At 62.2% G+C, this 11,246-nt stretch carries 11 protein-coding genes; 5 read left to right on the plus strand and 6 right to left on the minus strand.

Translation table 11 applies throughout. The features are described 5' to 3' along the window. Positions 1–114: 114 nt before the first annotated feature. Together LQ220_RS05370 and LQ220_RS05375 are read right to left on the minus strand one after the other, a co-directional pair. Positions 115–2,487 carry a glycosyltransferase family 4 protein gene (locus LQ220_RS05370; RefSeq protein WP_230187293.1) on the minus strand — a complete coding sequence of 791 codons (2,373 nt, stop codon included), beginning with the start codon at positions 2,485–2,487 and terminating at the stop codon, positions 115–117. A 351-nt stretch (positions 2,488–2,838) separates the two neighbouring features. Further along, complete coding sequence (locus LQ220_RS05375) at positions 2,839–3,522, minus strand: isoprenylcysteine carboxylmethyltransferase family protein (RefSeq protein WP_230187294.1); 684 nt, start codon at positions 3,520–3,522, stop codon at positions 2,839–2,841. Between the two features lie 333 nt (positions 3,523–3,855). On the opposite strand from LQ220_RS05375, the gene LQ220_RS05380 reads away from it, so the two are divergent. Further along, positions 3,856–5,196 (plus strand): bifunctional enoyl-CoA hydratase/phosphate acetyltransferase, encoded by a 1,341-nt coding sequence (locus tag LQ220_RS05380; protein ID WP_230187295.1) that lies wholly within the window; start codon positions 3,856–3,858, stop codon positions 5,194–5,196. Then, on the plus strand, positions 5,193–6,410 hold the full coding sequence (locus LQ220_RS05385; protein WP_230187296.1) for an acetate/propionate family kinase: 1,218 nt from the start codon (positions 5,193–5,195) through the stop codon (positions 6,408–6,410). The genes LQ220_RS05380 and LQ220_RS05385 overlap by 4 nt, the downstream gene beginning before the upstream one ends. 8 nt (positions 6,411–6,418) lie before the next feature. Here the strand turns inward: LQ220_RS05385 and LQ220_RS05390 are convergent, their stop codons facing one another. After that, a complete protein-coding gene (locus LQ220_RS05390) occupies positions 6,419–6,856 on the minus strand; it encodes a potassium channel family protein (RefSeq protein WP_230187297.1) in 438 nt (145 codons plus the stop codon). A 214-nt stretch (positions 6,857–7,070) separates the two neighbouring features. Here LQ220_RS05390 and LQ220_RS05395 point away from each other — a divergent pair, with 214 nt between their 5' ends. Beyond that, on the plus strand, positions 7,071–7,634 hold the full coding sequence (locus LQ220_RS05395) for a hypothetical protein (RefSeq protein ID WP_230187298.1): 564 nt from the start codon (positions 7,071–7,073) through the stop codon (positions 7,632–7,634). Positions 7,635–7,641: 7 nt separating this feature from the next. Here the strand turns inward: LQ220_RS05395 and LQ220_RS05400 are convergent, their stop codons facing one another. Then, positions 7,642–8,313 (minus strand): Crp/Fnr family transcriptional regulator, encoded by a 672-nt coding sequence (locus tag LQ220_RS05400; protein WP_230187299.1) that lies wholly within the window; start codon positions 8,311–8,313, stop codon positions 7,642–7,644. 187 nt (positions 8,314–8,500) lie between these two features. Here LQ220_RS05400 and LQ220_RS05405 point away from each other — a divergent pair, with 187 nt between their 5' ends. Beyond that, positions 8,501–9,334 (plus strand): IS5 family transposase, encoded by an 834-nt coding sequence (locus tag LQ220_RS05405; RefSeq protein WP_230187510.1) that lies wholly within the window; start codon positions 8,501–8,503, stop codon positions 9,332–9,334. Positions 9,335–9,527: 193 nt separating this feature from the next. Here the strand turns inward: LQ220_RS05405 and LQ220_RS05410 are convergent, their stop codons facing one another. Then, complete coding sequence (locus tag LQ220_RS05410; protein ID WP_354957114.1) at positions 9,528–10,052, minus strand: RNA polymerase sigma factor; 525 nt, start codon at positions 10,050–10,052, stop codon at positions 9,528–9,530. A 533-nt stretch (positions 10,053–10,585) separates the two neighbouring features. On the opposite strand from LQ220_RS05410, the gene LQ220_RS05415 reads away from it, so the two are divergent. Further along, positions 10,586–10,753, plus strand: coding sequence for a hypothetical protein (locus LQ220_RS05415; RefSeq protein WP_230187300.1), 168 nt, complete (start codon positions 10,586–10,588; stop codon positions 10,751–10,753). 18 nt (positions 10,754–10,771) lie between these two features. Here the strand turns inward: LQ220_RS05415 and LQ220_RS05420 are convergent, their stop codons facing one another. After that, positions 10,772–11,125, minus strand: coding sequence for a hypothetical protein (locus LQ220_RS05420; RefSeq protein ID WP_230187301.1), 354 nt, complete (start codon positions 11,123–11,125; stop codon positions 10,772–10,774). Positions 11,126–11,246: the final 121 nt, after the last annotated feature.

Consider the following 11,246-nt stretch of genomic DNA (forward strand, 5'->3'; position numbering starts at 1 on the left):
CTCTGAATTGTGCTCGCGCCTGCTTGGCTTGGTATTGAAGGCCGGCTTGCCTAACCCGGCCTGACGGCACCCCCAAACCGCTCAGACCTGCAATGGATGCAGGAGGTCGAGAATTCATATCGCCTTTGCGTCCATGGTGCCCGGCAGTAGGCTCGCGCCGGTGTCTTGGCGCGCAGGAATGGCATGGCCCGCATCGACAGCCGCAGGTTTTAGCGGCGTAACAAACTGATGATCGTTTGCGAGTAGCATGTCGGTGAGCGCTGCGAGGTAGGCAAGCGTCGACTCCGCGCCTTGGTTGGCGTTGCGCCGATCGGGGTGAAGGCCGTCAAAGCACGCTCCCGCAGCGGCATCGGCGACGGGGATGCGCAGGTCATTGTCTCCGAGAAACCAGCTGAACGCCCGCCGAGCTTCTTGCCTCCACCGATGATCCCCACTGACATTCGCCGCAATAAGGCAAGCGCTGACGGCCGAACACGCTTCTAACGGCTGCTGATCGAACGGCTCTGGATGGCGGCGATCGGTACCGAAGGTGTCGGTGCCAATGGGCCGGAAGTGGCCCGCCTCGGCGGTCTGCAACTTCATCAACCAACGCAGTGTGTCGAGACCGACCTGGATATGGCGAGAATTGGATCGCGCATGGCCAGTCACGAGGAGGGCTTCGCATAGCTTGGCGTTGTCGTAGCCTAGCCGATCCTCGAACCAGTTCCAGTCCGCAGCAGCAGCGTCCGACCAACGCTGAAACAAGCGATCGGCGAGGTCGTCCCTCAGCCGCTCGAAGCCGCGGTGGCCTGGAAAACGTCCCAGAAAACTTTCGATGCCAAGGAGGCCGTATGCCCATGCGCGCGGTGAGGAGGTCTCGTTCAAGGGCGGTGCGAAATCGAGCAATCGCGCAGCGGCCCAGCTATCGAGACGGCGCGGATCTTGGTGCCGCGCAACGGCACCGAGTGCCCAGACTGCCCGGCCATGGGCATCGTCGGCGCCGGGTTCATCGAGCCATTCGCGATCGAAACCCATGAAATTATGGACTCCACTTTCGGCGGGACACCAAGCATGTTCGACGAACGCGGCGTAGGTGAGAGCGAGCCGTTCCTCCTCTGGAGAAAGGGGTCGCAGTCGGGCGATTTCGGCCATGAGCAGCAGCGCGCGTGCGTTGTCGTCGAGGCAGTATCCGTGTCTGCGGTCGGGAACTGCAAACTGAGTATGCTGGATCAATCCGACGTTATCGGTCAATGCAGCAAGGTGCACCGTCGCGAGCGGAGGCAATTCATTCCTTCGTGCTCCCCCTGGAGCGAAGGGAATGACCTCAGCTTTGGGGGACCGTCTTTCAAGCCTTACGTCGGAAAAGACCTCCAAATACTGTCGCGCGACATTCGACCATGTCATCGTCCTACCCAGCGCGTAAGCCTGCGTCCGGATTGCGCTGCGCGATCTATCGTCGTCTATCAACTGGCTGACTGCGCCAGCCAGCGCATTCGGTGCGCCGAACGGGACCAGGACGCCGCAATTGTCGGCGAGAAGTTCCTGCGCATACCAGAAGGGCGTCGAGACCACAGCCTTACCCAACGCTACAGCATAGGCCAGCGTACCCGAGACGATCTGCGCCTCATTCGGATATGGGGACAAATAGATGTCGCAGGCCGCAAGATGGTCCAGAAGCTCGTCCAGTGATAGGTATCGGTCGACAAAGTGGATGTGGTCAGTCACCCCCAGTTCGCCTGCGAGAGCGACGAGGCTTGCACGATAGCGCTCGCCCTCGTGACGGAGGAGACCCGGATGCGTCGCACCGACGATCATGTAGAGGATCTTGGGGTGGTCGCGAACCAGCGCGGGCATTGCGCCGATCGCTGTTTCGATTCCTTTGCCGGGCCCGAGCAGACCGAAAGTCATCAGCAATGTTCGATCCGCAAGCCCCAGATCGTGTTGCGCCATCGCCGGGTCGAGAAATGGGCGATCAGGAACGCCGTGCGGAATCACGCTGATCCGCTCGGACGGAACGCCATAGACGTCCTGCAGTATCTGTTGGCCCTTGTCCGCCATGGCGACCAATCGCGCGGAGCGGGCAATAATTTCATCCATGACCCGGCGTTGAGCGGGATTGGGCGCCGCCAGGACAGTGTGCAGTGTCGTGACCACGGGCGCGTGTAGCCTTCGCAGCAGTTCGAGCACATACTCACCAGCTTCACCGCCGAAGATCCCGAACTCGTGCTGTAGGGAGACGACGTCGATGTCGGCGACGTTCAGGAAATCAGCAGCGACGGCGTAGGATGCAGGATCGCCGTGATCGATCTCAAGCGGCACAAAATCAGGATAGGCATAGTTCCCGCCAGTATCGGTGACGGCGACCGTCATGCAGGACAGGTTCGGATCGTGGCTGGTGAGCGCGCGTTGCATGTCATCGGTGAAAGTCGCGATGCCGCAATGCCGCGGGACGCAGGTTCCAATTAAAGCAACACGCTTTAAAGAAGGGATCTTGCGTGCGTCTTTCATTGGAACACCTCAGACATCTAAAATGATCTTGGAAGGGCGTGCATCTGAGCTTACGCGCGCTCGCATCCGGGGGGACGCTCGTCGCACGACAGCTCATCACTTGATGGCAGACGGTCAAACGACCGACCAAGCGCCAGGCAGGCCTCGCCGACAACCATGAGCCCTTGTCGCGGCTGGACCATAGTCCAGAGTCAAGGCTGTTTTTCAGCTCATCTGGGTGGACCCCAGCAGGCGTGGTGGAAAAGAGTTCATGAACGCATCCGACTGTGCCCGCGCACGAACTGGCAGCGCCCGCCCCAGATGAGAAGCGAACCAAACGGCTGGCCAACAAGCCTCCGGTGCCTGACGCCATCAGCCGGCATCTTCTGGTTTTACCCGCCGGGTCGTCGTCTCGGCGCGGCGCCAAATTCGGGGAATGAAGGGAGGTACCTGCGTCGCGTATCGACGGTAGTCTTCTCCGAACTCGCGAAGCGCATCCCGCTCCTCATGGCGTGCGAGACGGACATACATCAGGACCAGCACGGGAAACATGGCGAGCGTGAGCAGGGTCGGCCACTGCAGCAGGAAACCGAACATCACCAGGATGAACCCGACATATTGCGGATGCCGAATTCGCGAATAGATGCCGCCTGTAGCTAGTTTGTGCTCTTGTTGGGCGGTGTGCAACGCTTTCCATGCCACCGAGATGAGCATGAAACCACCGCTGATTAGCACGAAGCTCGCAATGTGGAATGGGCCGAAATGAGGATTGGTCCTCCAGCCGAACATCATCTCAAGCAAATGTCCGGCATCGTGCGAGAGCCAATTGACCCCCGGAAACCGGGATTGGAGCCAGCCTGAGAGAAGGTAGATCGTCAGCGGAAAACCGTACATTTCCGCGAACAAGGCTACGAGGAAGCCGCTGAACACGCCGAAACTTCGCCAGTCACGCGGTGTATGTGGTTTGAAAAAGCTGAAGGCGAAGAGGATGAAGACGGCGGCATTCACGGCCGCGACTCCCCATAAGCCATAGGCGGGCACATCGCTCTGGGTCATGGCCAGGCAGCTCCCGGCCCTCTAAGTGACTGGGGAGCGCGAACGCGCGCCCGTCCAGGGAATGTATGTCCGAGCAGGGTGCGTCGCGATTGGTCAAGCGACGCACTGTGGCGAAAGCCTGTTGCAGACGAACGCGCGCCGCTACATCCCCTCTGCGCTCTGTCGTCCTGCTCGTCGACGATCATTTTCTCATCCTGCTTTATGATCTGGCGGATCATTGAGTGCCACCCGCGGCGCGTCATTGACGCAGATCAAAGCTGCACGCCGCGCTCAAGGCGACAAGTGAGGCGAGTGACGGCGGGCTCACTGCCAGGCCGCTCAGGACTGCACTGCATGCAAGCGCTCGAGAATCGCACCTATGATGAGCTGACGATCGGCGAGACAGCCGCGCTTATGCGCGAGCTGGAGCGTCTTGGGACCTCTGGCCTCAAGAACGACATCCTCGAGCTGCAGCCCGGCGCGAGCGCCTGGGCCGGCCTGCTCCTCTCGCACCTCATCGAAACGCAGCTGCCGGGGCTCGGCACGATCATCCTCACTCAGACGCTGACCTATGGGCGCCCGGATACGCCAAGCGGCGCGATCACGGCCACCCTCGCGGTCCGCGAAAAGCGCACTGACGGTCATGTCGTGCTCGATTTTCAATGCTCGGATCCATCGGGAGCAATCCTGGTGCATGGCTGGGCCGAGGTCGTCGCCCCGCGCGAAAAGCTGCGGCGCGCGGCGAGCGTGTCCTCTTCCGTAAAGCTCCACACCCCGGGTGCCCGCTATCGGGCGGCGCTGGAGAAGGCGCAAGGCCTGCCCCCGATCAGAACCGCGGTCGTGCATTCAGTTGACGAAGCTTCGCTTCGCGGGGCGGTCGAAGCGGCTGATGCTGGGCTGATCGTGCCAATCCTGGTCGGCCCCGCCGCCCGGATCGCGCAAGCGGCAGAGGCGGCTGGGCTTCCCCTGGGCGCATTCGAGCTGATCGACGTTCCCCATAGTCATGCTGCTGCGGAAAAGTCCGTGGCACTGGTCCGCGAAGGGCAGGTGGAGGCCCTCATGAAGGGGGCGCTCCATACCGACGAGCTCATGGGCGCGGTCGTGGCCAGTGGCAGCGGTCTCAAGACCGAGCGGCGGATAAGCCACATCTTCGCGCTGGATGTCCCGAGCTACCACAAGCCGCTGTTCATCACCGATGCTGCGATCAACATCTACCCGACGCTCGACGACAAGCGGGACATTGTCCAAAACGCGATCGACCTGTGTGTCGCGCTCGGGATCGACGCACCGAAGGTCGCCATCCTCTCAGCGACAGAGATGGTCCATGCCAAGATCAGCTCTACTGTGGAGGCGGCCGCGCTGTGCAAGATGGCCGAGCGCGGGCAGATTACCGGCGGCTTGCTGGACGGGCCGCTCGCGTTCGACAACGCCATCTCAAAGGAGGCAGCGGCAGCAAAGCACATCGCATCGTCCGTGGCCGGCGATGCCGATATTCTTCTCGCGCCAGACTTGGAGTCGGGCAATATGATCGCCAAGCAGCTGATCTATCTCGCCGGGGCCGATGCCGCGGGCCTGGTCCTCGGCGCCCGCGTGCCGATCATGCTGACCAGCCGTGCCGATGGCGCGTTGGCACGGGTCGCGTCCTGCGCGCTGGCGCAGATCTTCATTCGCAGCCGCTTGTCGCGTGCCGTATGACATCCACCATCCTCGTGCTCAATGTCGGCTCATCTACGCTGAAGTTCGCGCTCTTCGACAGTGCCGGACTTGATCTCTTGTGTCGGGGTGTGATCGAAGATCGGGGCGCTGGATTCCAGGTAAGAACGAGCGGCCCCAATGCACCCGCCTTCGCTGCTCTGCCGGTAGCCGCAGGGGCAACCTTGCCGGCCCAAATCGAATGGTTGCTGAGGACCGCCGCAACGACGTTTGTCAACGGGCCGCTGGTGGCGGTGGGACACCGAGTGGTCCACGGCGGCGCAACGTTTGCAGAACCGGCCATCGTGGACGCAGCCATGCTCGACGAACTGGCGGGGTTCATTCCGCTCGCGCCGGCTCACCAGCCGCACAATATCGCGGCGATCGCCGCCGTAACGGCGATCGCGCCGAAGTTGCCCCAGATTGCCTGCTTCGACACGGCGTTTCATCGCACCCAACCGCGGGTGGCGCAGCTCTATCCGCTGCCGCGGGCGCTCAGCGACGAGGGATTGCTGCGGTTCGGCTTTCACGGACTCTCCTACGAGCATGTCGCACAGGCACTTGTCGAAGTGGCCCCTGATCACGCCAATAGCCGCGTGATCGCGGCGCATCTCGGGCACGGTGCGAGCCTTTGCGCGATGCGGAATCGACAGAGCGTCGCCACGACGATGGGGTTCACCTCTCTCGAGGGGCTGATGATGGGAACCCGCTCGGGGTCGATTGATCCCGGGCTAATCCTCTATCTGATGCGCGACCGCGGCATGACGGTAGAAGCCGTTGGCGACCTTTTGAACAGCCGCTCCGGTCTTCTCGGCGTGTCAGGACTAAGCGATGACGTTCGCATCTTGGCGCAGAGCCCGGATCCCTCCGCCGCCGAGGCGCTCGACCTCTTCGCGTATCGAGCAGCGCGCGAGATTGGCTCGTTGATGGCGGCGGTCGGCGGCTTGGACCTCCTCGTATTTACCGGGGGCATCGGCGAAAACTCTGGGGCCCTTCGTGCCGCCATCTGCGAACGGCTTCGTTGGGCTGACGTTATCCTTGATCCAGCCCGGAATGAGCAGGGCCTGCCGCGCATCAGCGCGGAGACAGCACGCGTGAAGGTCTTCGTCATACCGGCCAATGAGGAGCTTGTGATAGCGACCGCGACGCGAGAGTTGACGGCGGGCCTGGCAGGGGGCAGCGGCGGTAAGCGGCGCTCGCCGCCTTCGGTCCGATGAGCTTCGCATCAGCGTTCTTCGGCATCCTCCTCCTCGAAAAGCCTGATCCGGTTGATGACGGAGACGAAGAACGCGGTCGACCATCCAAGCAGGATGATTCCGTTGGCGCCTTCGATGGCGCCCACCAACCGCCAGGCTCTCGGGAGAACGACGTCGCCATATCCGAGAGTGGAGTAGGTCGTGGTCGAGAAATAGAGCGCGTCGTCAAAGGTCGGGAGCGCCCCGACCGCCGCGTACAGAATCGCATAGGTCCAGATCTCGATGGTGTGGAGGGCGAACAGCCCGAACGCGGCGCCAAAGATGACAATGAGCTGGTGAAGCCGAGTGCGACGGACCTGAAGCCGGCGCTGGTGTCGGCGCATGAGCGCGACAAGCAATCCAAGTCCAACCAGGTGCATGACGACGGTCAGCGCGACCATGATGCTGGCGATGACAAGCTGCGGCACAATATCTCCGTGTCTCAGGGGATCGCCGGACGTTCGATCCTCGACGACCTGCTAGAACCTTGGCAGGAACTAAGAATCAATCATCGCTCGTGGGCTCTAGGTCGCCGGCGTGTCATTCAGCTCGCATTGATCATTCCTCGCGCATGCACTTTGACGTGCGTCAATGTGTCTCTAGCGCCGGCGGCTCTACCGTCGCGGCAGGTAGGAGCCCAGTGTGTCTGATCAATCGCTCAAGGAAAGCAGCATCGACGGCACATCGTTCGCGGACGATGCTGCGAATCGTCCCCATCCCGACGCTCAGTTGGCCGGCATGCTCAAGGATCATGTCGAGCTCGCTTGCCTCTACGATGCGCTGGAGGAGCTCGCCGACTGCCTCCCGGCGATGCCGAGTGCTTCCATTCACTCCGCCGTCCTGCAACGGCTTGAGACATTTCTGCCGGAGCAACACCGGTGGGCACGGGAGTTGCTCAGGTGCGTCCTCCCACCTTGCCCCCGGACGGGTGGGGATTCGCCCCTGCTGAAGCGGGTGATCGAGCAGCAACATGAAGACGAGGGACTACTCGGTGACATTGTTGATGCGCTTCATCCTGACGGCAGATGCGCCTGCCTCACGCCCAACACTCTGGGGTATATGTTGCGTTGCTTTTTCATCAACGGGCGGCGTGCGATGTTGTTTAACGAGTATATTGTCTTTTCCAGGGGCCGCGGGCATTTCACCGTGGGTGCGCTCTCCCGCGTCGGCGAGAGATTAGGCGACGTGGAAGAAACGGGCAGGTGACGCTCCGTCACGCATGCTCAGCGCGCGCCGATAGCGCAGGCCTATCCAAGACGCGGATCGACCGCGTTGTAGGAAGATCGATGACACCGGCGCTTTTGAGGCGTGTCATCTGGCGGCTCACCGTCTCGATCGTCAGCCCGAGCACGTCGGCGACCTGGGTGCGGCTCAGCGGGAGGAGGAACTCTTCCCCGGTCGACGCTCCACAGCGCCCCTTGGCCAGTCGCCGGCTCGTCTGGACGATGAAGCTTGCCACCTTCTCCTCAGCGGTCTTGCGTCCCAGCAGCAGCATCCATTCACGCGTGTTGTCCAGCTCGTCCAGCGTACGCTGCAGCAGGAGCCGCTCCAGTTCCTCATAGTCATGAAGAGCCTGCTCAAAGTGCTTGCGAGGAAACACGCAGAGCTCGGCGTCGGTGAGAGCGTCTACGGTATAGTTCGATGACGGCGCATAGGGCCGACCAAGAAAGTCGGCCGGGTAGAGGAGGCCGACGATCTGCTCGCGTCCGTCGGCGGTCGAGGTGCTCAGCTTGAATACACCTGCGACGACATTGGCGCAGATCATGTTCTCGTCACCAGCCCATATCACCGACTCTCCCTTGGCCACGTACCTACGACGCCCCGACCGGCTCAACACCGCCAGTTGATCGTCAGTCAGACTCGCGCATAGCGCTTGATCGCGCACGCCACACTCCGAACAGGCTCGTCTCATGACTTCTTTCGCCTTCCATACAGTGTCGGCTCTTCAGGCTCCTCATCGGCATCTCAGAGCCTGTCCTCAAAAGAAGTTGGGAGATATCAGCCGGTTGCGCTTGACGCGCTTGCTGATCGCTGATTCCGGGGTTTCGCCAGAAACGACCGAGTATTCAGCGATGTGGACCGATACCTCCCGGCGGCAGCATAGCCGTTCGGAACTGCGTTGTCCAAGCGATTTGCGGACAAGCGAGTGGGCACTGATCGAGCCTCTGCTGCCGCCCGCGAAGCCTGGCGGCAGGCCGCGCTGCACCGACCTGCGCGAGGTTATGAACGCGATCCTCTACATGGCAACAAGTGGTTGCCAATGGCGGATGCTGCCCAAGGATTTCCCTCCGCTCTCGACGGTTCAGCGCTATTTCTACGCCTGGCGCGACAGTGGCCTGTGGCAGACGATCAATCACCTGCTGGTGATGGCTGCGCGCCAGATCGAAGGGCGCGAGGCCAGCCCAAGTGCCGGGGTGATCGATAGTCAGAGCGCCAAGACGACCGAGAGCGGCGGCCCACGGGGCTACGATGCCGGTAAGAAGATCATGGGCCGCAAACGCCACATCATCACCGATACGCTCGGTCTGATGCTGTTTGTCACCATCCACGCTGCCAGCATTCAGGATCGTGACGGGGCTGTCGATCTCATCAAGGCGGTCCGCTACCGCTTCCCATGGCTGCGCCACCTGTTCGCCGACGGGGGCTATGCGGGCGACAAGCTCATCGGCGCGCTGCAGGGGCACGGGCAATGGACGCTTGAGATTGTCCGCCGCTGCGACACCGCCAAGGGCTTCGTTCTGCTCCCCCGCCGCTGGGTGGTCGAGCGCACCTTCGCTTGGCTCGGAAGATGCCGGCGCCTCGCAAAGGACTGGGAAAGAACCATCGAGAGTTCCACCGCGTGGACCACCATAGCCCATATCCGTCGTCTCACCCGCCTCATCGCAAGCCATTGCCAAATAACATGAACTTCTGAGTCAGCCTCTCAGCGGTTTGATCCAGCATCCGCTTGACTTTGCACACCCATGCTTCGCGTGACGCACTCAGCCGTGTCGTGAAAAGATCCTCCGTCCACCTGTCCCGAATGCCATCACCGAATAGGGCTGCGCCTTCTTGCCCGACCGCCCTCACACTCGATTACGCACGGGCCCGCCAAAGCCCTCAGATTATTTCCAGTATTTCGCCCAAGCGGGCCCGGGCCCGGTAGAGGCGGGTCTCGACCGCCTTCTCACTGATCGCCAGCGCTGCCGCCGTTTCGGACTGAGACAATCCCTCCACCGTGCGGAGCAGAAGAGTTTCCTTGAGCGCGGCAGGTAACCGTGCCACCGCTTGCCACAAGCGCGCGAGTTCCGCCCGGTCCCCGGTCGCCACATCCACGGCTGGCGTCTGATCCTGCACGTTCTCGATCGTATCAAACGGTAGCGCCGATGCGAACGTCAGGATTTGCCGCACCCGCCTACGCCGCATCCAGTCGCGGCTCTTGTTGATTGCGACGCTGGTTAGCCAAGCGCGCAACGGGCGGTTCCCGTCATAACCGCCGAGATGCTGGAAAGCGGCCAAAAAGCAGTCCTGGGTCAGATCGAGCGCCTCTTCGGGGTCCCCGATATGACCGCGGATCATCCGATAGATCGGCTCTCGATGACGACGCATGATCTCCGCAAAGGCGGCTCCCTCTGCTCCTCTCACCTGGAATATGCGTCATAATCGATCATCCAAAATCGGGATGCGACGCGATGAACCTGGCAGGGCGACCAGCCAATGAGGGCTGGCGCCGTCTTCGGCGAAGGAACGCAAGTCCGCGTCGTGGCACTTGCCTTTGGTTCGCCATCCTCGCGGCGGGTTCAAGCGTGCCACCGTATTCAGATGGGCGGCGATGCCGGTTGACCGGAACGAGTAGGTGCCACTCGCCGTCTGATCCCGCCCGCGCCCGCACGTCGGTGACCATCTGGAACGCATTGGCCTGGGGCAGGGGGTGTCGCCTCGTCCCTAAGTCCCGCGCGCGATCGTGCGGAACAGCGGCCCCATACGATCGTCGCGCAAGCCGACTGGGGTCGTCAGTCGATCGCGTCGAGCAGCAGCCGCGCCCCGTCGAGTGCCAGCACGGGGTCTTGCCGCGCCTGACGTTATGCGCCCGCCCGCACCGACGCTGCCGGGTTCGCCGGCACCACCTGGCCGGTCACCAATCAATCGAACAGGTGCCGCACGCCGGCGAGCGCTGCTTGACCGTGGGCGCGCTCACCTTTCGCGCTAGCGCCTCGATCCAGGCACCGCCGCGCAGCGGCTGGACGTCCGCGCTCGACGCCACCGCCCGCCTCGCGCCAAGCCAGAAACTCGCCCGCCGCGCGCGCATCAGCGCGGCGCAGACACTGCTCATCGCTCAGGTTTAGCCGTCCCCGCCGACTTTCTCACATATCGTGTTCCATAGGCATCGGCTTCATCGCGTCGGGTTTGGGCTTGGCGTCGACGGCCCCGGTACCGCGCTTCTTCTCCGCGCGACACTTGGCACCCATTTCGGCCATCTTTTTCTGGCTCATGCCCATTTTCTGCATGCCAGCTTTCGACATACACGACGAGGCAGGCATGTTGCCCTTCATCTTGCCGTCCTTCATCCCCGGCATCATGTTGTCATGGCCCATCATGCCGCCGCCCATCGGCTTCGCCGGTGGTGCCGCGCGGTCTTGAGCAAGTGCGATGCCCGAACTTAGCAGCAGTGCTGAGAAGATTAGGCCCATCTGGGCGCGTGATATCGAAACGTTCATGTAAAATCCTTTTCATCGAAGTCAAAGCGTGGGCTCAATTAATCGGTAAGTTTTCTCCGCTCGCCCAGGAAATCAGGTTAAGCGTACTGCTGCTAGCCCTGCGCGCGGTCGCAGTTCGCGT

This window comes from Sphingobium sp. CECT 9361 (assembly GCF_918741285.1).
Classification (GTDB): domain Bacteria; phylum Pseudomonadota; class Alphaproteobacteria; order Sphingomonadales; family Sphingomonadaceae; genus Sphingobium.